The 22,336-nt window shown below is 73.7% G+C and carries 20 protein-coding genes; 6 read left to right on the plus strand and 14 right to left on the minus strand.

The features are described from left to right. The first annotated feature begins 6 nt into the window (after positions 1–6). Both ACIBTX_RS30415 and ACIBTX_RS30420 read left to right on the plus strand, forming a co-directional pair. Positions 7–1,452 carry a glycosyltransferase family 4 protein gene (locus ACIBTX_RS30415; protein ID WP_396833331.1) on the plus strand — a complete coding sequence of 482 codons (1,446 nt, stop codon included), beginning with the start codon at positions 7–9 and terminating at the stop codon, positions 1,450–1,452. Positions 1,453–1,603: 151 nt separating this feature from the next. Further along, on the plus strand, positions 1,604–2,248 hold the full coding sequence (locus ACIBTX_RS30420; RefSeq protein ID WP_357172247.1) for a maleylpyruvate isomerase N-terminal domain-containing protein: 645 nt from the start codon (positions 1,604–1,606) through the stop codon (positions 2,246–2,248). A gap of 551 nt (positions 2,249–2,799) precedes the next feature. Here ACIBTX_RS30420 and ACIBTX_RS30425 read toward each other — a convergent pair. The 4 genes from ACIBTX_RS30425 to ACIBTX_RS30440 form a co-directional block, all read right to left on the minus strand. After that, the gene (locus tag ACIBTX_RS30425; RefSeq protein ID WP_357121840.1) at positions 2,800–4,083 is read right to left on the minus strand and encodes a citrate synthase; all 1,284 of its coding nucleotides are present in this window, start codon (positions 4,081–4,083) and stop codon (positions 2,800–2,802) included. Positions 4,084–4,296: 213 nt separating this feature from the next. After that, a complete protein-coding gene (locus tag ACIBTX_RS30430) occupies positions 4,297–6,327 on the minus strand; it encodes a sulfatase-like hydrolase/transferase (protein ID WP_396833332.1) in 2,031 nt (676 codons plus the stop codon). Continuing rightward, positions 6,320–7,744, minus strand: a complete 1,425-nt coding sequence (locus tag ACIBTX_RS30435; protein ID WP_357121833.1) for a class I SAM-dependent methyltransferase — start codon at positions 7,742–7,744, stop codon at positions 6,320–6,322. The genes ACIBTX_RS30430 and ACIBTX_RS30435 overlap by 8 nt, the downstream gene beginning before the upstream one ends. A 14-nt stretch (positions 7,745–7,758) precedes the next feature. Then, positions 7,759–7,908, minus strand: a complete 150-nt coding sequence (locus ACIBTX_RS30440; protein ID WP_167517342.1) for a hypothetical protein — start codon at positions 7,906–7,908, stop codon at positions 7,759–7,761. Positions 7,909–8,098: 190 nt separating this feature from the next. On the opposite strand from ACIBTX_RS30440, the gene ACIBTX_RS30445 reads away from it, so the two are divergent. After that, positions 8,099–8,944: an arginase family protein gene (locus ACIBTX_RS30445; RefSeq protein ID WP_396833335.1), complete on the plus strand. Its 846-nt coding sequence runs from the start codon at positions 8,099–8,101 to the stop codon at positions 8,942–8,944. Here ACIBTX_RS30445 and ACIBTX_RS30450 read toward each other — a convergent pair. The 5 genes from ACIBTX_RS30450 to ACIBTX_RS30470 form a co-directional block, all read right to left on the minus strand. Continuing rightward, positions 8,941–10,170, minus strand: a complete 1,230-nt coding sequence (locus ACIBTX_RS30450; protein WP_357172245.1) for a glycosyltransferase — start codon at positions 10,168–10,170, stop codon at positions 8,941–8,943. The two genes, ACIBTX_RS30445 and ACIBTX_RS30450, sit on opposite strands and share 4 nt — an antisense overlap. Continuing rightward, the gene (locus ACIBTX_RS30455) at positions 10,167–12,329 is read right to left on the minus strand and encodes a glycosyltransferase family 39 protein (protein WP_357172243.1); all 2,163 of its coding nucleotides are present in this window, start codon (positions 12,327–12,329) and stop codon (positions 10,167–10,169) included. Before ACIBTX_RS30455 ends, ACIBTX_RS30450 begins: the two co-directional genes overlap by 4 nt. 44 nt (positions 12,330–12,373) lie before the next feature. After that, positions 12,374–13,885 carry a HAMP domain-containing sensor histidine kinase gene (locus ACIBTX_RS30460; RefSeq protein WP_357172241.1) on the minus strand — a complete coding sequence of 504 codons (1,512 nt, stop codon included), beginning with the start codon at positions 13,883–13,885 and terminating at the stop codon, positions 12,374–12,376. Beyond that, on the minus strand, positions 13,863–14,609 hold the full coding sequence (locus ACIBTX_RS30465; protein WP_357172268.1) for a response regulator transcription factor: 747 nt from the start codon (positions 14,607–14,609) through the stop codon (positions 13,863–13,865). The genes ACIBTX_RS30460 and ACIBTX_RS30465 overlap by 23 nt, the downstream gene beginning before the upstream one ends. 101 nt (positions 14,610–14,710) lie before the next feature. Then, positions 14,711–14,941 carry a hypothetical protein gene (locus tag ACIBTX_RS30470; RefSeq protein WP_357121824.1) on the minus strand — a complete coding sequence of 77 codons (231 nt, stop codon included), beginning with the start codon at positions 14,939–14,941 and terminating at the stop codon, positions 14,711–14,713. 193 nt (positions 14,942–15,134) lie between these two features. Here ACIBTX_RS30470 and ACIBTX_RS30475 point away from each other — a divergent pair, with 193 nt between their 5' ends. The 3 genes from ACIBTX_RS30475 (at position 15,135) to ACIBTX_RS30485 (ending at position 17,814) form a co-directional block, all read left to right on the plus strand. Further along, the gene (locus ACIBTX_RS30475; protein WP_363661100.1) at positions 15,135–16,067 is read left to right on the plus strand and encodes a serine/threonine-protein kinase; all 933 of its coding nucleotides are present in this window, start codon (positions 15,135–15,137) and stop codon (positions 16,065–16,067) included. A gap of 61 nt (positions 16,068–16,128) precedes the next feature. Then, complete coding sequence (locus tag ACIBTX_RS30480) at positions 16,129–16,554, plus strand: OsmC family protein (protein ID WP_357121818.1); 426 nt, start codon at positions 16,129–16,131, stop codon at positions 16,552–16,554. Between the two features lie 408 nt (positions 16,555–16,962). Further along, a complete protein-coding gene (locus ACIBTX_RS30485) occupies positions 16,963–17,814 on the plus strand; it encodes a hypothetical protein (protein ID WP_363661099.1) in 852 nt (283 codons plus the stop codon). A 7-nt stretch (positions 17,815–17,821) separates the two neighbouring features. Here the strand turns inward: ACIBTX_RS30485 and ACIBTX_RS30490 are convergent, their stop codons facing one another. The 5 genes from ACIBTX_RS30490 to ACIBTX_RS30510 form a co-directional block, all read right to left on the minus strand. Then, positions 17,822–18,283 (minus strand): ATPase, encoded by a 462-nt coding sequence (locus tag ACIBTX_RS30490; protein WP_357121812.1) that lies wholly within the window; start codon positions 18,281–18,283, stop codon positions 17,822–17,824. A gap of 109 nt (positions 18,284–18,392) precedes the next feature. After that, entirely contained in the window at positions 18,393–18,836 is a 444-nt protein-coding gene (locus ACIBTX_RS30495; RefSeq protein WP_357121809.1) for a response regulator, read from the minus strand. A gap of 72 nt (positions 18,837–18,908) precedes the next feature. After that, the gene (locus ACIBTX_RS30500) at positions 18,909–19,256 is read right to left on the minus strand and encodes an STAS domain-containing protein (protein WP_357121806.1); all 348 of its coding nucleotides are present in this window, start codon (positions 19,254–19,256) and stop codon (positions 18,909–18,911) included. Between the two features lie 111 nt (positions 19,257–19,367). Then, positions 19,368–20,414 carry a cobalamin-dependent protein gene (locus tag ACIBTX_RS30505; RefSeq protein ID WP_363661098.1) on the minus strand — a complete coding sequence of 349 codons (1,047 nt, stop codon included), beginning with the start codon at positions 20,412–20,414 and terminating at the stop codon, positions 19,368–19,370. Further along, complete coding sequence (locus ACIBTX_RS30510) at positions 20,411–22,174, minus strand: PP2C family protein-serine/threonine phosphatase (RefSeq protein ID WP_357121800.1); 1,764 nt, start codon at positions 22,172–22,174, stop codon at positions 20,411–20,413. Before ACIBTX_RS30510 ends, ACIBTX_RS30505 begins: the two co-directional genes overlap by 4 nt. Positions 22,175–22,336 lie beyond the last annotated feature (162 nt).

Below are 22,336 nucleotides of genomic sequence, written 5' to 3' on the forward strand. Positions count from 1 at the left end.
ACAGATGTGACGACCCTGCGGGTCGATGAGCAGCTCGCTGCCACCAAGGACCGGACCCACCGACCTACCGTGACCTCCCGGCCCCAGCCTTCGACCTCGCCCGGTCCGTCTGCGCAGCCCGGCTCCGCCGTGCCGGCGCAGCGCGGGCCCGGTGTGCCGCCGCAGACCCGTCGCATCCTCATGCTGTCGTGGGAGTACCCGCCGGTGCTCGTCGGCGGCCTCGGCCGCCACGTCCACGCCCTGTCCGTGGCCCTGGCCGCCGCCGGGCACGAGGTCACCGTCGTCACCCGCCACACCGAGGGCGCACCCCTTGAGGAGTACGCCGACGGCGTGCGCATCCTGCGCGCCCCCGAAGACCCGGTGACGTTCCCCCTGGCCACCGGCTCCTTGCTCGCCTGGACCATGGCGTTCAACCACACCCTCACCCGCACGGCCCTGCGCGCCACCCAGGCCGGCGCGTACGACGTCATCCACGCCCACGACTGGCTCGTCGCGCACACCGCGATGACGTTGCGCGACCACCTGGACATCCCGCTGGTCAGCACCATCCACGCCACCGAGGCGGGCCGGCACCAGGGCTGGCTGCCCGAGGAGATGAACCGCACCATCCACGGCGTCGAGCAGTGGCTCAGCGGCGAGTCCAACCGGGTCATCGTCTGCTCCGGCTACATGCGCGACGAGGTCAACGCCCTGTTCGGCGTACCGGCCAGCCGGGTCGACGTGGTCGCCAACGGCGTCGAGTCGTACCGCTGGAAGGTGCCGGCACGCGACGTGGCGGCGGCGCGCGCCCGGTTCGCCGGCGACGGCCCGCTGGTCACCTTCGCCGGCCGCCTGGTGTACGAGAAGGGCGTCCAGCACCTGGTCGCCGCCCTCCCCCGGCTGCGCGAGCGGCACCCCGGGCTGCGCGCCGTGATCGCCGGCGACGGCCCGTACCGCGCCGAACTGGAGGCCGAGGTGCACGGCCGTGGCCTCGGCGGCATGGTCAGCATGCCGGGCTTCCTCGGCGGCACCGACCTGCCGGCGCTGATGGCGGCGTCCGACTGCTTCGCCGTGCCCAGCATCTACGAGCCGTTCGGCATGGTGGCCCTCGAAGGGGCCGCCGCCGGTGCGCCCCTGGCCGTCGCCGCCACCGGTGGCCTCGCCGAGATCGTCGAGTCGGGAGCGACCGGCATGACGTTCCGCCCGCACGACCCGGACAGCCTCGCCGACGCCGTCGACGCGCTGCTGTCCGACCGCGAGCGCGCCCGCGCCATGGCCCGCCGAGCCCGTCGGATGGTCACCGAGCAGTACGGCTGGACCGCCATCGCCCAGCGCACCGCCGCCAGCTACGGCGCCGCCATCGCCAACGACGCCGCGTTCACGACCGAGCGCGCCGAACAGCGCATGTCGCAGGGCCGGGCGCTTCCGGCGCTGCCCGACGGCAACCTGCTGGCCGCCGCCGGCCTCCGCTGAGACCCCGATCGGGTGATCGACCCGGGTTTCGTGAAGTCGGGGTGTCCGACGTCCTGGGACACCCCGACTTCCGGCAAGGCGAGTCGATCGCCGGGCGGCGGTCGGGCGTCGCCGCCCGGCGGTGGTCGGGCGGGGCTGCCAGACTGTGCGGATGTCTCATCCTGTCGACTCCCTGGATTCGGCCTTCCCGGTCGCCGTTTCGATCGCGCTGGACCTGATCCGGCACCCCGAGGTGGCCGCGCGGTGGTCGCGCCCGAGCGCCCTGCCGCACCTGTCCGTGGGTGGTCTGGCGTGCCACCTCGGACGGCAGGCGATCCGTGCGGCGGAATTGCTGCCGACACCCGCCGAGCTGCCCACGCTCGACTCGGCCGACGACCACTACGAACGGGCCTCCTGGGTCACTGAGGGCACGCCGGACCAGGACGCGGTCGCCGAGGGCCCGGACGAGGCTGACGCGGTCCGTGGACCGGACGACCTGCACGCCCGCTCCGGCGAGGCCCTCGCGCAGGTCGGTGACCTGCTGACCCGGGGAGCCGCCGTCGACGTGGTGCCTATCCCGTGGCAGGGCTGGTCGCTGCGCCGCGCCGACTTCCTGCTCACCCGCCAGTTGGAGATCGTCGTGCACTCGGACGACCTGGCGGTCAGCGTCGGCGTGCCCACGCCGGTCTTCCCGCCGGAGGTCTTCGACCCCGTACGCGACCTGCTGGTCCGGCTGGCCGTCCGCCGGCACGGCCAGTCCGCGCTGATCGGCGCGCTCAGCCGCAGCGAACGAGCCCGCGACATCGCCGCCTTCTGAGCCCGGCCGTGCACCTCGGGTCTCGACCCCAGGTCTCTGGTGCGTCCCCTGTCGAGCTGCCCCAGAAATGGGGCGGCTGCCCTGCCCCGCTGCGGGCGGCTGCCCTGCCCCGCTGCGGGCGGCTGCCTGCCCCGCTGCGGGCGGCTGCCTGCCGCGAGCCCGAAGCCCCGGGTGACTGTGACCGGCAGGTCCACGGACCTGGACGCCGCCTTGATCGACACGTGGCGCGACCGACCGTCGAGGTCGCTCAACAAGGGGCGGTGCGGCCGGGTCCGGGCAGCGGTGCGCCGTCCGCCGGGCCGACGCCCGCGAACCGGCCCGCCGGCACGACCGGGATCGGGGGGGGGTGAACCCACCACTCCGCGCCCCATATTCGGGGCAGCTCGACAGGAGGCGAACAACAGACCCGGGGTACCGCCGGGACGACCGCGGGCCACCGCGGGCCACCGCGCAAAAGCGTCACGGACCACCGCATGGCAGGACCCTGGGAACGACGCAGGCCGCCGACCCCGAATCGGGTCGACGGCCTGCGGTCGTGCCAGGAGCGGAGGTCAGCGCTCGTTGAACGGGACGTAGTCCCGCTCGGCGGCGCCGACGTAGACCTGCCGCGGACGGCCGATCTTGGTCTCCGGGTCGCTGATCATCTCGCGCCACTGGGCGATCCAGCCGGGAAGCCGGCCGAGCGCGAAGAGCACCGTGAACATCTTCGTGGGGAAGCCCATGGCCTTGTAGATCAGGCCGGTGTAGAAGTCCACGTTCGGGTAGAGCCGCCGGGAGACGAAGAAGTCGTCGGCGAGGGCGATCTCCTCCAGCTCCATGGCGATGTCCAGCAGCGGGTCCGGCTTGGCCATCCGGCCCAGCACGTCCTGCGCGGCCTTCTTGACGATCGCCGCCCGCGGGTCGTAGTTCTTGTAGACCCGGTGGCCGAAGCCCATCAGCTTGACGCCGTCCTGCTTGTCCTTGACCTTACGGACGAAGGACCGGACGTCGCCGTCACCGGCGTGGATCTGCTGGAGCATCTCCAGCACCGCCTGGTTCGCGCCGCCGTGCAGCGGGCCGAACAACGCGTTCACGCCCGCCGACACGGAGGCGAACAGGTTGGCGTTGCTGGAGCCGACCAGCCGGACGGTCGACGTGGAGCAGTTCTGCTCGTGGTCGGCGTGCAGGACGAAGAGCATGTCCAGCACCTTCGACATGACCGGGTCGACCTCGTACGGCTCCGCCGGCACGCCGAACGTCATGCGCAGCAGGTTGTCCACGTACCCGAGGGAGTTGTCCGGGTACAGCAGCGGCTGCCCGATGGACTTCTTGTACGCGTACGAGGCGATGGTGGGGACCTTCGCCATGAGCCGGACCGTGGAGATCTCCACGTGCTCGGAGTCGAACGGGTCCAGGCTGTCCTGGTAGAAGGTCGACAGCGCGCTCACGGCGGACGACAGCACCGCCATCGGGTGGGCGTCCCGGGGGAAGCCGTCGAAGAACCGACGCATCTCCTCGTGCAGCAGCGAGTGCCGCCGGATCCACTCGGTGAACTCGGTCAGCTGCTGCTCGGTGGGCAGCTCACCGTAGATGAGCAGGTACGAGACCTCCAGGAAGGAGGACTTCTCGGCCAGCTGCTCGATCGGGTACCCCCGGTAACGCAGGATCCCCGCGTCGCCGTCGATGTAGGTGATCGCGGATGAGGCAGCCGCGGTGTTGACGAAACCGGGGTCGTACGTCGTCATCCCGGTTTCCTTCAACAGCTTGCTCACCCCGATGCCAGCGGGGCCCTCGACCGCGGAATGCACCGGCATCGACAGCTGCCCGCCGGGGTGGTCGAGCTTGACTTCCGTCATGTGGTTCCTCGCTTCGCCGGCAGATCTACGTTGAATTGCCTTCGCTTCTACCGTAATTGCGGCTCGGGGGACACTGCCCGCCGTGGTTCGGCGGTGAGGTATGCGTCACCCGATTCCCGACCAGCAGGCCGGGAAACCCGCAATCCCGGCAGGCGGGAAGCCCACGAAAGCCGCAAACGACCCGTCCGCGGCAGTCCGCCGGACAGCCGGTTTTCAGGACAGCGCCAGGCGGCGCAGCGTACCCGTGGTCGTGACCTGATAGACGTCGAGCTGGTTGGTGCCGGCGTGGAACAGCCGGTCGTCGGTGAGCAGCGCGGCGAACCGACGCCCGCCCGGGTCGGTCGGCACCACCGGGACGACCGCGCCGATCCTGCCGTTGACGGCGACGGCCAGCAGCGTGCCGTCCGGGATGGCGTCCGGCACGTCACCCCAGACGAGCGCCGGGAGGGTGCCGGTGTCCGGATCGGTGGCCCGGAACGCGGCCAGGTCGGCGACGCGGGCGCTGCCGCCGCTGGGGCCGGCGCGTACCTCGGTGCCGACCAGCCGGTGCGGTGTCGGCAGCGGCGGTGGGGTGGGCACCCCGCCGGGGAAGGTGACCGCCTCCCCGGGGGTGTCGTAGAAGTGTTTCGTGGCGTCGGCGCGCGGGCTCTGGCGGGCGGAGCGGCCGTCGACCCGCCAGGGCAGGCGGATGCCGGCCTCGTCGGCGACGGTGGGCAGCAGGTCGACATGTTCCCAGTTGCGATCGTCCACCCGGCCGGTCTGCTGCCGTGGTTCCTTGACGAACATCGGCACCCAGGCGACCTCGCCGGCGGCGGCCCTGATGGCGTCCATCCCCCGGCCCTGCGCGCCCGGCCGGAAGCTCACCCCGTGGTCGGCGGTGACGACGACGAGGGCCTGGTCGTAGAGGCCGCTGGCACGCAGCGTGCGCAGCGTCTCGCCGATCAGCCGGTCGGTGTAGCCGAGTTGGGCGAGGTGGCGCTGACGGGCCAGGTCGATCCAGCCGGCGCCGTCGTTGGGCAGATCCTCGGGTGCGTCGTAGCGCGCGCCGGACGGCAGGTACGCCCACGGGGAGTGCGGCATCAGCAGGTGCAGGAAGTGCAGGGTGGGCCGGGGCCGCGGCTTCAGGCCGGCGAGGAAGCTGGTGAACCGGGCGGGCTGATTGTCGTCGAGGCTGTCCCAGCGGAACTTGGGGTCGGCCGGTACCGGCTCGGCGGCGTCCAGGCCGGCCTCGGCCCGCGTCCGCTCCCGGTACGAGTCCTCCGGGTCGACCGCGCTCTCCGTCGGCCCGGCGATCCGGCCGAGCAGCTTGCCGGTCTCCTTCACCAGCACGCCGAGGCCCTGTTCGGGGGCGACCGGCTGTTCGCAGCGGCTGGGCGGGCAGAGCCGGGTGATGCTCTCCTCGGCCTGGATGTCGTACAGGCCGCCGAAGGCGGTGAAGAGGTTGTCCGGGTACTGCGAGTAGTGCGGCGCGACCGACCGCGCCGGGTAGCGACCGGTGAGCATCGCCGGCAGCGCGTTGGGCGTCCAGCCGCTGACCCCGGTGGCGTTGCGGTACCAGGTCGACGCCCCGGCCAACTCGGCGAAGTGCGGGAACCGGGCCGCGTCGATCCGGCCGTCGCCGCCGAGCAGGCTGACCAGCGGCAGCTCGTCGAGGATCAGCATGACCACCGGCGGGTGCACGGCCCCGCCCTGCGCGGTGCCGACCGCGCCGCCGTCGCCGCGCGGCAGCACGACCGCCGAGGTGGGCGACACGAGAAGGAACAGCGCCACGAACGCCACCGGCCCGGCGGCGGCCAGTCGCAGCGCGCGGCCCGGGGCCCGCCACCGCCGGTGCGCCGCCGCGCCGGCCACACCGGCCAGACCGGCAAGCCCCAGCAGGGGTACGCCCCGAAGCGTCGTCACGTGCCGGCCCACCTGCACGGCGAGGGCGGCGACCAGCAGGCCGACGAGCAGCGTATGGGTGAGCGCGCGGGCGGTCCGGCCGGCCAGTCGACTGAGCGCGCCCAGCGCCGCCACGGGCAGGGTGGGTACGAGCGCCACCAGCGCGACCAGCAGCAGGATCTGGCCGGTGTCGGCGCGGTGGAACAGGAAGAAGTCGGGACTGCGGCCGAGCACGTCCAGCAGCGGCTGGGTGACGACCAGCCCGACCAGCGCGACGATCTCCAGCACCCGACCCAGCTCCCCGCGCCACCCCCGCTCCCACCGCCCGCGTTCGGGTGGGGTCTCGACGGGCGGGTCAGCCACCCATCACCGTCCGGTAGAGCGTGCGGGTGCCCGAGGGCAGTTCCAGCCGGTCGGTGATCCGGCCCCGGGCGGCGAGGAGCCGTTCGAAGGTGTCCCGCCGGTAGTCGGGGAAGAGTCCGTCGGGCTTGTTGGCCAGCAGCCGGGCGGCCATCGGGTCGTCCGGGTGGACGAACTCCACCACCACGGCCCCGCCGGGCGCGGTCAGCCCGGCCAGCCAGTCGACGACCTCCGGCAGCGGCACGTTGCGGCCGATCGCCAGGTGGTGCGCGAGAGCCAGGGCGAGCACCACGTCCGCCGACGCCCGCTGGGCGAAGCCGGCGCGCTCGACGCCGCGCCAGCCGCCGCCCGGGGACGGGTCGGCCAGGTCGACCACCAGCGGCAGGATCCGTTGCTGCCCCTCGGAGCGCAGCGCCCGGTACAGCTCGTCGACCACCGCCGGGTCCTGCTCGACGGCGACCACGTAGTCGGCGTGCCCGGCGGCCAGTCGGGAGTACCGGCCGTCGTTGGCACCGAGGTCGAGGACCAGGCGCGGGCGGCCGGCGGCGGCCACGGCGGCGACCACGAACTGCTCCTTGGCGACCCGGTCGCGGGCCGAGTAGCCGCAGGTGCGCTGGTAGTCCGACCAGTGGCTGCCGGAGGGGCGGTGCGCCAGGCGGCGGACCAGCTTCTCGATGCCGCGTACGGTGGCCGCCTGCAACTGGCGCGTATAGCCGGCGGCCCGGAGCTGGGCCTTGACGTCGGTGGTGCTGGCGGCGGCGTTGCGTTGCTGCATCGCGCCGTGCAGGTGCAGGTGGGTCAGGACGCCGGGGCGCAGCCGACGGGTTCCGCCGAAGAGGGGACGCAACTGCTCGGCCTCGATGCCGTCGACCTGGGCGCGTAGCCAGGGTTGGAAGTCCACGCCCAGGTGCGCGGTGAGCAGCAGCGGGTAGAGCAGGGTCTGGCAGAACTGGCGGTAGCCGGCCCACGGTTCGCCGTCGCGGACCGGCGTGAAGGAGCCGATGTCGATGAAGACGGGTTTCGCGCCGCGCCACTGGAGGTTGTAGGCGGAGCCGTCCTTGGTGGTGAACCCCTCGGCGAGGGCGGTACGCAGGATCTCCAGGTGCAGCAGCGCGGCGTCGCGCAGCATGGCGAAGGACCACTCGTACGGGTGCGAGACGAACGGGATGCGTTCGTGGCGCAGCACCGCCGCCCATTCGGTGCCCGCGGGCGCCAGCGTGGCCGGGGCGTCCTCGGTGGCGCAGACCTTGCCCGCCGAGACGAGCGTGGGAAAGAACGGGCTGGCCGCGAGGGTGCGCCAGTGCGCGGCGGCCTGGGCGTCGAGCCCGCGCAGCACCTCGTCGCCGACGTGGAAGACCCGGTTGGCGGGGTCGCGGAAGGAGGCGGGCTCGGGGCGTACCCCGGTGGGTGTGCTCGTCATGGTCGCCGCGACCGTTACCGCTGGTCGGTGGGCTGCCGGCGGAACCGGTCGACCAGCCGCCGCCAGTAGAGCTTGGCGGCGACCGCGACGCCGGCCACCCCGCCGACGACGGCCTGCACGATCAGGCTGCCCGATCCCGCGTCCAGGTAGGCCAGATGGATCACCGACCGCTCCTTCCCCTCGCCCGTCTCGACACCGGCGTCCCGGGGCGACAGCAATGAGGCTTTTGACCCAGTAAGCCGGACTTGTCCATCACCGTACGCTGCTCGTCCGCGCCACCGCGCCCACATCCGAGGACTCCCAGCCCGGCCACAGGAAGCGGCTTGCGTCGGTAGGCTGCGAAGCGTGCGCTGGATGGTCGTGGACGCGCCACTGGACTCCTCCGGCGCACGGCGCGGCGAGGAACGGGCACCGGCCGCCCTGCGTCGGGCCGGCCTGCTGGACGCCCTGGCCGCCGACGACGACGGGCAGATAGACGAGGCCCAGTTACGGGACCCGAACCGGGAGCCGGCGAGCGGGGTGATCGACGCCGCCGGCCTGGTCCGGGCCGGCGCCGCGATCAGCGCACGGATCGGCGGGCTGATCGCGGACGGTCACCGACCGCTGGTGCTCGGCGGCGACTGCGCGATCCTGCCCGGCATCTGCCGCGCGCTGCCCCGCACGACCGAGCTGTGGTTCGTCGACGCGCATCCCGACTTCCTCGACGGCGCGACGTCGCCGACCGGCGAGGCCGCCGACATGGACCTGTCGGTGGTCACCGGGCACGGCCCCGCCGCCGCGATCGGCGTCGACGACGCGCTGCTCGACCCCGCCCGGGTCCACCTGCTCGGCCACCGACCGCCCACCGACGAGGACAGCCGTGTCGAGGCGGCCCGGATCGACCCGGCGATCCACCAGGTGCCCGCCGCCGACCTGCTGCGCCTGGGTGCCGGGGCGATCGGGGCGGGCCTGGCCGGCGGCGGCGACGGGCCGGCCTGGCTGCACCTCGACCTGGACGTGGTGGATCCGCGCGACCTGCCGGCGGTGACCTACCCGGAGCCGGACGGGCCACGGTGGGCGGACCTCGTCGCACTGGTCACGCCGCTGGCGCGCGCCGACCGGCTGCTCGGGATGAGCGTGACCGACCTGAACCCCGACGAGGACCCCGACGGGCGGCACACCAGGCGCGTCGTCGAGGTCCTCGCGCAGATGCTGACCTAGCTGCGCCGGTGGTGCATGCCCAGGCGCAGCAGCACGAAGCGCAGCACGGTGGCGACCAGGTTCGCGACCACCAGCACGGCCAGTTCCACCGACCGGGCGGGCACGGCGACGAGCGCGTGCAGCGCCGCCAGCGCGCCACTGGTCAACGCCAGGCCGAGGCCGAACGCCAGCAGCCCCTGCGCGTGGTGCCGACCGGCATTCCGGCTACCGGTGATCCCGAACGTCAGCCGTCGGTTCGCGGCCGTGTTCGCCACCGCCGTCAGAAACAGCGCCAGCAGGTTCGCCGGCTGCGCGCCGAGGGCGCCCCGGGTGGTCACGAACAGCAGCAGGTACGCCAGCGTGCTGGCCACCCCGACGGCGGCGAACCGGACCAGCTGCCCGGGAAGCCCGACCGGCACCTGTGCCGGTGGCGCGGCCAGCGGTGCCCGACCGAGCTGGGCACGTAGCTCGGCCAGGGGCAGCGCGCCGGTCACCAGGGACCGCCCGAGTCGACCCATCCCCCGCAGGTCGGCCAGGGCGGTGGCGACGATGTCGACGCGACTGTCCGGGTCGTCGACCCAGTCCACCGGCACCTCGTGGATGCGCAGCCCGGCCCGCTGCGCCAGCACCAGCAGCTCGGTGTCGAAGAACCACCCGGTGTCCCGCACGAGGGGCAGCAGCTCACCGGCCACGTCCGCGCGGATCGCCTTGAACCCGCACTGCGCGTCGGAGAACCGCGCGAACAGCGCGCCGCGCAGCAGCAGGTTGTAGGCCCGGGAGATGACCTCCCGTCTGGCGCCGCGAACCACCCGGGACGTACGCGCCAGCCGGGTGCCGATCGCCAGGTCGGAGTGGCCGGAGATGAGCGGCGCGACCAGCGGCAGCAGCGCCGCGAGATCGGTGGACAGGTCCACGTCCATGTACGCCAGCACCGGCGCGGACGAGGCCGACCACGCGGCGGACAGCGCTCGCCCCCGCCCCTTGGCGTCCAGGTGCAGCACCTCGACGCCCGGCAGTTCGGCGCGGAGTCCCTCGGCGACCGTCAGGGTGCCGTCCACGCTGGCGTTGTCGGCGACGGTGATCTGGAACGGGTACGGGAAGTGCTCGGTGAGGTGGGCGTGCAGCCGGCGTACGCACGGCCCGAGGTCGATCTCCTCGTTGTGGACGGGGATCACCACGTCCAGCACCGCCCCGGTGGTGGTGGACCGGGTCCGGACGGCGGGACGCGGGCTGCCGAGCGCGGTCACGACGCGTCCGCGCCGGTGCTCAGGTCGTAGACGGTGACCCCGTCCACGGTCTGCGCCGTGAAGGTCTCCTCGACCCAGGTGGAGATCTCCTGCGAGGCCGAGCTGCCACCGTTGGCACGGAAGCCACCACCGCCCATGAAGTAGTGGATCTTGTGGTCGGCGACGTAGCGCTGGAACTGGGCGAGGGTCGGTGACGGGTCGCTGCCGTTGAACCCGCCGATCGGCATCACCGGGTCGCCGGTGGCCAACTGATAACCGGAGGCGTTGTTGGAACCGATGGTGGCCGCCACCCAGGTGTAGTCGTCGCTGTCCCGCTCGAGCAACTCGCGCATCGCGGCGCTGGGCTCGCGGGCGTCGAGCAGCCCTCCCATGCCGCCGCCGCGAGCACCGGGCATCTGCCCTACGCCCGGAAGGCCCGGGAACCGCCCGCCGTCCTGGTTGCCGTTGCGGTTCTCGCCGCCCGGCACCGACGCGCCGTTGCGGCCGTCGCCGGGGAACTGCCCGCGGCCGGGGAACGCCATGCCGCCCGGCGGTCGTCCGCCGGGGAAGCCACCGCGGCCGAATCCGCCCGCCACCGCGGGGCCGGCGCTCGGGATCGAGCCGGTGTGCGGGGTCGCGGCGGTCTGTGCCGCGTACGCCGCCGGTCCCGCGAGGGCCGCCGCCGCGCCGACGCCCAGCGCCACGGCCCCCAGCCACCGGGGCAGTCGAACGGTCAACAGGAGAAGGGCCGCGCCGAGCAGGCCGGCGACCAGCACGACGGCACGCAGCCACGGGTACCAGTCGGGGCTGCGCCCGAGCAGCACCCACGCCCACCAGACGGTGACCGCGAGGGTGGCGGCGAGGGTCGCCGTGGCGGCCAGCGGACGCCACCGCTGCCACCGGGGCACCAGCACCGGTTCCTCGTCCGCGTCGGCGGCCGGGGTGGGCCGTGGTCGGCGCTGCCGCCAGAGCAGGGTGACGCCGATGCCGACCAGCGCGCCGACGGCCGGCGCGAGCGCCACGGTGTAGTAGGCGTGGAAGATCCCGGACATGAAGCTGAAGATCAGTCCGGTAACCAGCAGCCAGCCACCCCACAGCAGCAGACCGGCCCGGGTGCGGTCGGTACGCGCGGCCCGACCGGCCACCACCAGGCCCGCGACCAGCAGGATCAACGCGGCCGGCAGCAGCCAGGAAATCTGACCGCCGACCTCGCCGTCGAACATCCGCAGCAGGCCCGTCCGCCCCGAGAACGGTCCACCCCCACCGCCCATCCGTCCGGCGCCGCCGCCGACGCTGCCCACCTCGTCGCCGGTGATCCGGCCGAGACCGTTGTAGCCGAGGGTCAGCTCCAGGATGCTGTTGCCCTGCGACCCGCCGACGTACGGACGCGCGCTGGCCGGGACGAGTTCGACGACGGCCACCCACCAGCCGGCGGACACCACCACCGCGAGGCCGGCGAGCAGGAGTTGCCGCACCCGCCGCCACAGCCCGGTCGGGGCGGCCAGCAGGTAGACGCCGGCGAAGACCGGCACCAGCAGGAAAGCCTGGAGCATCTTGGTCAGGAAGCCGAACCCGACCAGCGCGCCGGCCAGCACGATCCACCGGGTACTGGCCGTCTCCAACGCGCGCACGGTGGCGTACGCGCCGCCGAGCAGCAGGAGCACGAGCAGGGCGTCGGGGTTGTTGAAGCGGAACATGAGCGTCGCCACCGGGGTGACGGCGAGGACCGCTCCGGCGATCAGGCCGGCAACCGGCCCATACCAGCGCTTCACGCTCGCGTAGAGCACGCCGACGGAGGCGACCCCGCACAGCGCCTGCGGGACGAGCATCGCCCAGCTGTTCAACCCGAAGATCCGCACCGACAGGGCCATCAGCCAGAGCGAGGCGGGCGTCTTGTCCACCGTGATCGAGTTGGCCGCGTCGGACGAGCCGTAGAAGAACGCCTTGCCGCTCACCGAGCCGGCCTGCGCGGCGGCCGCGTAGAACGAGTTGGCCCAGCCGGAGGCGCCCAGGCCCCAGAGGTAGAGCAGACCGGTGCCCAAAAGCAGGGCCAGCAGAGCGGGCCGGGTCCAGGTCGCCGCACGGCCCGCCGGAGGCGGGTGTTCCTCGGGGCGCGTGCTCGGGTGCGGCGGCCCGACCGGGTCGCCGGGCGTCGTCGACAGGGTGTCTGTTCGGTCCATGCCGCCAGCCTTGGCGGCCGAACTGGCGGGACCCCGTGCGCCGCCTATGCGTCAGCTGTGGGATCCGGCAGGCGGACGGCGAACACCGTCCGGCCCGGACGGCTGTCGACGCCGACCGTGCCGTGGTGCGCGTCGACGACGGCCGCCACGATCGCCAGGCCGAGACCGGTGCTGCCGTGCGCCCGGGACCGGGAACTGTCACCCCGGGCGAACCGCTCGAACATCTCCGGTCGCAGCTGGGCCGGCACCCCCGGCCCGTCGTCGGCGACGGTGAGGACGGCGGCGTCCGCCTCGACGGCGAGGGTGGTGGTGACCGTCGTGCCGGGCGGGGTGTGCACGCGGGCGTTGGCCAGCAGGTTCGCCACCACCTGGTGCAGGCGGGCGGCGTCGCCGGGCACGCGGATGACGACCTCGGGCAGGTCGAGCCGCCAGTGGTGCTCGGGGCCGGCGACGTGCGCGTCGCTGACCGCGTCGACCACGAGGGCGGACAGGTCGACCGGGTCCGCCGCGAGCGGCCGGCCGGCGTCAAGCCGGGCCAGCAGCAGCAGGTCGTCGACGAGGCTGGTCATCCGGGCGCTCTCGGACTCGACGCGGCGCAGGGCGTGCGCCACGTCGGCGGGGACCTCGTCGCGGCCCCGCCGGGCCACCTCGGCGTACCCACGGATCGCCGCGAGCGGGGTGCGCAGCTCGTGGCTGGCGTCGGCGACGAACTGGCGTACCCGGGTCTCGCTGGCCTGCCGCGCGGCCAGCGCGTCGGCGACGTGGCCCAGCATCCGGTTCAACGCCGCGCCGACCTGGCCGACCTCGGTACGCGGGTCGGTGTCGGCGGCCGGCACCCGGACGGCGAGCGCCACCTCGCCCCGGTCCAGCGGCAGCTCGGTGACCCGGGCGGCGGTGGCGGCCACCCGGTTCAGCGGTCGCAGCGTGGCCCGCACGATCAGCGCGCCCGCGCCACCGGCCAGGAGCAGTCCGAGGCCGACGACCCCGGCCTGCGCGGCGACCAGCGCCCAGACGGTGTCCCGCACACCGCTGAGCGGAATGCCCACGGCGACCACGACCCCGTTGGGCAGTTGCCGGGCCACCGCCCGGACGTCCCCCTCGTCGAGGGTGATGGTGCGGGGCCGGCCGTCGGTGGGCAGCGCGACCAGCCGTGCGGCGTCGGCGGCGGGAACGTCGGCGAGGCTGCCGCTCGCGGTGCTCCGCGTCGCCGTGGTGACGCCGTCGGCGCGGCGCACGGCGAGCGAGCCCGGCGGGAAGCCGCGCGGAGGCTCCGGCGGGGACGGTGCGGCAACGCCCGGCCGCACAGCGGGCCGCCCGGGGTCGCCACCCGGGCGGAACCACGGCGGCAGGTCGCGCGGCCGGTCCCCCATCGTCAACTGGGTGTCGACCTGGGCGACCAGCACGTGCCGCAGGGCCAGCGTGGTGAGCCCGCCGATGGCGACGCTGACCAGGGCGAGCAGCGCGACCAGGGCGAGCACCAGCCGGGTCCGCAGCGACCGGCCAGCCCACCAGCGCCGCAGCCGGACGAGTGCCCTAGTCAGCGGGTTTGAGGACATAGCCCGCGCCGCGCAGCGTGTGGATCATCGGCGGTCGCCCCGCGTCGATCTTCTTGCGCAGGTACGAGATGTACAGCTCCACCACGTTGGCCTGGCCGCCGAAGTCGTAGTTCCACACCCGGTCGAGGATCTGCGCCTTGCTGAGCACCCGGCGCGGGTTGCGCATCAGGTAGCGCAGCAGCTCGAACTCGGTCGCGGTCAGCGTGACGAGCTGGCCGGCACGGCGGACCTCATGACTGTCCTCGTCGAGGCTGAGGTCGCCGACGGTCAGCAGCGCCTCCTCGTGGGCGGCGACCGCGAAGCCCGAGCGGCGCAGCAGCGCGCGGAGCCGGGCGATCACCTCCTCCAGGCTGAACGGCTTGGTCACGTAGTCGTCGCCGCCCACGGTCAGCCCGGCGATGCGCTCCTCGACGGCGTCCCGGGCGGTCAGGAAGAGCACCGGCACGGTCGGGGCGTGCTCGCGCAGCCGACGCAGCACCTGGAAGCCGTCGAGGTCGGGCAGCATGACGTCGAGGACGACGGCGTCCGGCTGGAACTGCCGGGCGGCGCTCAACGCCGCCATGCCGTTGCCGGCGCTGCGCACCTGCCAACCCTCGTAGCGCAGCGCCATCGACAGCAGATCGGTCAGCGTCGCCTCGTCGTCCACCACCAGCACGCGGACGGGTTCACCGTCCGGGCGGCGCAACTCGATCCGGCCCGGCACGGTCTGCCCCTGGATGACCATGCCCCCCATCGTGGACACCTCCGCTGTGTCGCGCCTCTGCGCCGCCTGTGTGCCAGCTGTGCGGCCGGGCCGCCGAGCCACCGCTCAGCCTCCGACCGCGGTCACTCGGACACCCCGTACGCGTCGGTCCGGACGAAGCGCATGCTCCACCCGCCGTGGCCGTCGGGCTGGTCGCGCTCGTAGAGGTGGTCGGGGCCGGGCTGTGTCGGGCCGGTGCCGCCCGGATGCCGCATGATCCACCGCTGCGGAGGGGCGCCGTCCGGCTCGGCCGGTACCGCGCGGACCAGCCCGTCCGCGGGACCGCCGACGAAGCGTACGGTGACCTCGCCCATCGCGGCGCTCCCTTGCGTGACGATGCCGGCACGCTCGGTGCGTACGGCCCTGGGTCGCAAGCTACCGCACCCGGCGGTGACCCCGGCCGAGGTACGGCGTGATCGGCGGCCGACGCGGTTTGCCCAGCTCGGCCCCCGGGTACCGCGATTCCCAGGCCCCGCCGCCGGGCGGGACGAGAATGAGGAGCTGACGATGCGGACGCTGGACGGGCGGTACCAGCTCGAACAGCGCATCGGCGTCGGCGGAATGTCCGAGGTGTGGCGGGCCCACGATCGGGTGCTGGACCGACCGGTCGCCGTGAAGCTGATCGCGCCCGGCCCGGACGGCCACCACGACACGGTGGACCGGATCCGCACGGAGGCCCGCTCGGCGGCCCGGTTGGTGCATCCGAACGTCGCGAGCGTGCACGACTTCGGCACCTCCTCGACGCTTCCCGGCCGCCGGGTCCCCTACATCGTCATGGAGCTGGCCGAGGGCGAGACCCTCGCGGCGCACCTGCGGGCGGGCCCACTGGACTGGCGCATCTCCGTGCGGGTCTGCGCGGAGGTCGCCGCCGCGCTGTCCGCCGCCCACGCGAGCGGCATCGTGCACCGCGACGTCAAGCCGGCCAACGTCATGCTCACCCCGGCAGGGGTGAAGGTCCTCGACTTCGGCATCGCCACCCCGACCGGCACGGCGGACCCGATGCCCGACGGCATGCTGCTCGGCACCCCGGCGTACCTGGCGCCGGAACAGCTCGACGGCGCCCCCGCGACGCCGGCCGCCGACATGTACGCCCTCGGCGTGCTGCTCTACTACTGCCTCAGCGGTCGTCTCCCGTACCGGGCCCAGACCCCGGCCGAGCTGCTGGCCGCGCGCCGGTCCCGGCCGCCCGAGCCGCTGCCGGAGGTGGACGGGCTCCCGCCCGAGGTGTCCGAGTTGTGCCGCTGCTGCCTGGACGACGATCCCGCCGGGCGTCCGACCAGCCTGGTCGCGGCGCTGCTGCTGGCCGAGGTCGTGGACGCCCGGGTGTACGTACCGATGGCGATCCCCACGCAGCGGTCGCTGTCGCCGTCGCCGTCGCCGTGGACCGAGCGGGCGGCGGCGCAGCCCACCGAGGCGCTGTCGGTCGTCGACGGGAGCTGAGCTGAGCGTTTCGTCCGCCCTCGGCCGGGTAGCCGGGCGGGTGAGCGACGGGAGGAACGCGATGCCGAGTCCGAGTTCCTGGCTGCATGAGGCCACCGCCACCGCCGAGGGTGGCCACGTCCGAACCGATGACGGCGGGCTCTCCACGCCGCTCGCGTCGCCGCTGGCGGCGCACTGCACCGGCCTGAGACCGGAGCAGTTGTTGGCGGCGGCCTTCGCCTCCTGCCTGCACCACGCCGCCGTGGAGGCGGCCGGGGAGATCACCGACGAGGCGCACACGGTCCAGGTGCGCGCCGAGGCGAAGCTGGGGCGCGACGACGACGGCCGGTACCGGGCCGACGTGCACGCCTCGATCTCGTCGGCCGGTCTGAGCCGGGCGCAGTTGGCCGACCTGGTCGAGTACGCCGATCGGCTCTGGCCCTTCTCCAGCAGCGACAACACGCGGCACCGGTTGACCGTCACCCCGGCCGAGAACGGTCGGCACTGAGGGCGGGCCCTTGTCGGCCGGACGGCATCAGCGGCGGGTGGCACTCTCCCTGATGAGCCTGATGACTCTGGAGCATCTTGATGCCTGAGAGTCATCACGCTCATCGGAGTGCTACCGCCGGACCGCGATGACCCATCCGCCACCGACACGCATCGTGGTCAGGCGTTCGGTGGACCCCCGCATCACCCGACAGGGGGATGACCGGAGCCCCGCAGAACATCACCTCTCGGTGGGGCGCGATGACCACCTTCACCTGGCGAATCGGAAATACCCGTCTCGTCTGATCGGCGAGGTTGTGCCGACATAACCGGCTTTCGCCCGTTGCCACGCCCACGATTCGGGCAAATTGTGGCGCATGCCACTGTTAGGGCCGATGGCAGCGGGCGACCGACTATCTAGCCTCGGCGGGTGCATCCCGACGACCCCACCGCCCAGAAGCTGACCGACGCGCCCTCGACCACCCGCACGAGGGACGCCGCATCAACCGAACGGACGATCGGCCGTCACCGGGCCCCCGAACCGCCGCCGCGCCGCGCCCTGCTCGGCTCCACCCCGGTCCGGGTCGCCCTGGCCACCGGCGTCACCTGCTGCCTCGGCCTGGGCGCGTTCGCCGCCGCCCGCGACGGGCAGGAAGCCCCGCAGCCCGTCCGGCCGATCGCCGACGCGCTGGCCGACCGTGCCGCCATCGCCGACGAGCGCGCCTCCCGGTCGCTGGACCGCGACCTCGCCCCGGCCCGGGTCCTGCCCAACCCGACGGCCGCGCCGACCCCGACGCCCACCGTCACCCGCAAGGCGCCGAAGAAGCCGGTCAAGCCCCGCCGGCCGCGCCCGGTCGCCGGGCTCGACCAGCAGCAGATGGACAACGCGAAGATCATCGTGGACGTCGGCGTGGGGCTGAAGATGCCGCGTCGCGCCCTGGTCGTGGCGCTCGCCACCGCGATGCAGGAGAGCAACCTCTACAACCTGGCCAGCGACGTGCTGCCGGAGTCGAGCGAGTACCCGCACCAGGGCAGCGGCTCCGACCACGACTCGGTCGGGCTGTTCCAGCAGCGGCCCAGCAGCGGGTGGGGCACGGTCGCCGAGCTGATGCGCCCGTCGTACGCCGCCCGGGCCTTCTACACCGCCCTCGCCGAGATCCCCGGCTGGCAGGACATGAGCCTCACCGCCGCCGCCCAGGCGGTGCAGGTCTCGGCGTACCCCGACGCGTACGCCCCGCACGAGGACCGGGCCACCACCGTGGCGGCCGCGCTGCTCGCCTGAGGCCGTCTCAGCGGGTGCCGGCCGCCGCCGTGGGCGTGTCGGCCGGCACCGGCTCGACCGTCACGCCGACGAGGATCTCGTCCGCCAGGGCCTCGCGACGGCGGCGCGCGTGCAGCGCCTCTTCGAAGTCACGCCGGGCCTGCACGGCATCCGCGTACGCCTGCTCCCGGACCCGACGGGCCTCCTCGCGGGCCTCGTCCAGCGCGCGACGGGCCTGCGCCAGGATCTCGTCCGCCTCCTGACGCACCGCGTCGCCGGCCCGGCGGGTGGCGGCGGCGTCGCCCAGGTCCAGTCGCTGGAGCAGCCCGCTGAGCCAGGTCGCCTCCTGGCGGATCTCGTCCCACTCCCGGGTCGCCCCGGCCGCGCCCTCCGCCCGCGCCGCGAGCCGGGACAACCTGATCCCCAGCTCATCCAGGCAGGAATCCACCTGTCGCTGGTCGTAGCCGGTCTTCACGACGGAGAACCTCATACTGTCGCCCCCAGGCAGCCGCTGTTACTTCCCCACCTGGATCCTCGGGCGCGACGACATCCACCGAGGCGGTTCGGGAAAATTGTTCAGCATGCGCGGGACGGGCGGATCAGGGGCGCTTGGGCAGCACGACCACGCGGCCGAAGAACTCGTCGATGCGGCGCACCACGTCGTTGAAGTCGTCCAGGTCGATCGGCTTGGTGACGTACGCGTTGGCCTGCAACGTGTAGCTGCCGACGATGTCGGTGTCCGCGTTCGAGGTGGTCAGCACCACGATCGGAATGGTCCGCAGATCCTCGTCCTGCTTGACCGCCCCGAGCACCTGACGCCCGTCCATCCGCGGCATGTTGAGGTCAAGCAGGATCACGTCCGGCCGGCGGGCCCCGGAGTGGCGACCCTCGGCCCGGAGGAACTCCATCGCCTCCTCGCCGTCGCTCACCACGTCGATGATCTTCTCGACGTCGGAGTCGGCCAACGCCTCCTCGATCATCAGCACGTCGCCGGGATCGTCGTCGACCACCAGGATGCGTACCGGCTGCGGGCTGTCGCCCATCACTACCTGCCTCGGGTGTCGGCGGAGAATGGAAACCGGACGGTCACCATGCTGGCGGGGAAATCTAGCCCATCAGAGGGCGCTGTGGGACGCCGGGTCAGCCGTGTCGGGAACGTAGCGGAGCACGTCGGCCAGACCGGTGATCCGCAACACGCGCTCGACCCGACCGGCGGCGCCGGTGATCCTCAGCCAGCCCCCGTCGGCGGCGGCCTGATTGTCGCCCCGGACGAACACCGCCATCCCGGTGGAGTCGCAGAAGGTCAGGTCGGTGAGGTCGAGCAGCACCCGGCGCTCACCGGCGGCGGTGAGCCGGTCGATGGCGGCGGCCAGCTCGTCGGCGGTGCTCAGGTCCAGCTCACCGGCGAGCCGTAGGCAGGCGACACCGCCCTCGCGCTCGGCGTCGCTGACACTGAACGTCACCGTCTCCCCCCTCGCTCGCTCCACCGGCGGGTGGGACGTTTGCAGTGCGGCAAGTATACGCAGGGGGGTACGACGCTCCGCAGCGCGTGGTGATCGTCTGGCCGACCCGGGTCAGCCGGCGGAACGGGACGCGGCGGCCAGCCCGGCACGCCCCAGGGCCAGCGCGTGCGCCGCCCGGGGGTAGTCCCGCAGCTCGGCGGCGAAGTGCTCCAGGGTGAGTTCGACGGCGCTGGCCGGCACCCGCCGGCTCGTCAGGATCTCCGCGAGCCAGTCGACGAATTCGGTGAACAGCGAGGCGTCGTCGACGTACAACGCGGCGGCCAGCGAGTCCAGGATGTGACCCAGGTCGCTCACCGTCGAGTCGAGCTGGGTGGCCGTGTACTCGCGCGTCGCCGGCGCCTTCGCCCGCAGATCGGCCAGCGCGCTGTCGATCAGATCGCCACGGCGGCGGACCAGACTCGCGTACTCGTCGTCGGCCAGGTGCGCGAGTCGCGCCGCCGGCACCCGCCGTAGCGCCCGCTCGTCGGCGATCAACTCGGCCGCCGCCGGCGCGTTCGGCGCCCAGGCCGCGCCGAGCCGGGCCGCCCACCGGCCGTCCGCGCCGAAGCCCCGCCCGCCGACCACGACCGGCACGTCCGAACGCCGGCACGCCTCGATCATCCGGTGGGCGTGCGGCAGCCGCATCGGCAGCGCGCAGGCCAGCGCGACCGCCTGCGCGTCGTGCCGGTGCAGGTACGACACGAGGTGCGCCGCCGGCACGCTGGCGCCCAGGAAGGTCACCTGCCAACCGCGGAGCCGCAGCACCTCGGCCACCAGCCGGGGCGGCAGGGCGTGCCACTCGCCGTCCATGCAGGCCACCACGACATGACCGCCGGTCGCACGCGGTTTGGCGTGCGCCGCCACGGCGGCCACCACCCGCTCGCTGATGTGGGTGGCCGCGTGCTCCTGCGCCACGCTCCACTCGTTGCGGGCCCACCGCTCACCCACCTCGGCCTGTGCCGGCGCGACCAGGTCGAGCAGCACCCGCTCCGGCGGCACGCCCGCCTCCAGCAGGCCGGTCGCCACGTCGATCGCGGCGTACTCGTCGGCGTCGGCGAGGCAGGCCAGATAGCCGGGGTAGGCGTCGGTCGGTTCCGTTGTCGCGGCGGGGGCGGTCACGCGGGGCTCATCCTCTGCTCGTCGGCGGTCGTCGGCGGGGGAACGGCGTGCAGGTGCCGCGCGCCACGACCGGGGCTGACCGCGCGCAGCGCCAGGACGGCGATGTCGTCGTGGTCGCCGTGCCCCAGCCAGTCACAGGTGACCTGCTCGACGCGCTCGGCCAGGGCCGGCGCCGGCATGCGCTGGCAATCCGTCACGGCCGTCACCAGCCGCTCCGCGCCGAACTGCTCGTCGCCGCGACGACCCCCACGGGCCTCGGTGACACCGTCGCTGTAGAGCAGGCAGGTCTCGCCCGGCGCCAGGCGTACGGTCACCTCGCCGACGCGCGGGTCGGGCACCACCCCGATCAGCATGCCGCGCAGCGGCACCACCTCAACCTCGCCCGAGCCGCGCAGCACCAGCGGCGGCAGGTGCCCGCCCCCGGCCATCGTGAGGGTGACGCCTCCGTCGCGCTGCGGACGGGCCACGCCCAGCACGATGGTGGCGAAGCGGCCCTGGCCGTTGGCCTGGGTCGTCTCGAACAGGGCGTCGTTGAGCAGCCGCAGCAGCCGGCCCGGGTGGGACTCCACCCGGTGCAGCGCCTGCAGGCACTGGCGGAGCTGACCGGTGAACACGGCCGCCTCGACGCCCTTGCCGGAGACGTCGCCGAGGAAGAAGACGGAACCGCCGTCGGCGAGCCGGTGCGAGCCGTAGAAGTCGCCGCCGATGCGCAGTCCCGCCTGCGCCGGACGGTACGCGGTGCCCCACTGCACGCCGGCGGTCTCGGTCGGCTCGACCGGCAGCAGGCTGGCCTGCAGGGTGTCGGCGACCTCCGCCTGGTCGCGGTAGAGCTGGGCGGTGGTCAACGCCGCGCCGGCGCGGGCCGCGAACGCCCGGATCAACTCGACGTCGTCCTCGTCGTACCAGCGGCTGGAGCGCCGGGCGACCAACAGCACCCCGACGGGGGTGTCGCGGCCGGGCAGCGGGACGACCCGGGCGGTGCTGTCGACGCCCGTGAGGCCGGGCAGCCAGCCGGCGTCGACCGCCTGCTCCACCAGCCAGTCGACCGTGTGCGGCTCGACACCGGTCAGCCCGTCGGCGATGGCCGCGGGGAGGGTGACGCCGGTCAGGACGCCGCCGTCGACCATCGGGGCCTCGTCGTCGACCCGGGTGGCCCGCCACCAGCGGACCCGCCCCGCGCGGGGCGCGAGCACCAGCACCGCCACCTCGGCCAGGGTCGGCACGGCGAGTCTAACGACCGCGGCGGCGGCCCGGTCGGGGTGCAGCGGGTTGCCCAGCTTGTCGCCCACCACGGCCAGGAAGGCCGACCGGGCCCGCTCGGCGAGCAACGCGTCGGCGCGGCTGACGCTCTCGGTGACGTCCTCGACGTACCAGCAGCAGCGGCCGGCGGACAGCGGCATCCGGCGGGCGGTGAGCCGACGGTCGTGGTGGGTGAAGTTCCCGGGCACGCCCTCGCCCAACCCCGGCACGCCGGACGCGGCCAGCGGTTCACCGGGTACCACCTCGGGCAACAGCCGCTCGGCCACCGGGCTCACGTGCCGGACGACACCGTCGGCGTCGCAGACCACCAGGCCCTCGCGGAAGTGTTCGACGACCTCGGACCAGTCCGGAGTGGCCTGGTCGCGGTCGGGGGCCAACGGCGGCAGCGCGGGCGCGGGCCAGGACGGTGCGTCGGCGGACCACGCCGGGGCCCGTGTGGTACTCGGCGTGGAGATCCGTCCGTCGCCCGGGTCCCAGTCCCTGACGTCGGAAGCAGTCACCAGCTGAGCCTCACTCCTTGTCGTCCACCCGAACGTGCACTGTCCACCCACCCTACGCCGGTGCGCCGTGACCGGCATCCGACAGCAGGTCGGGCCCCGGTTCCGGTAGCGAGCGGCCCCGCTCGACGGTTGTTACGATCCCCTCGCGCCGGTCGGAGTGCC

The sequence above is a fragment of the Micromonospora sp. NPDC049359 genome (genome assembly GCF_044466585.1).
Classification (GTDB): Bacteria; Actinomycetota; Actinomycetes; order Mycobacteriales; family Micromonosporaceae; genus Micromonospora.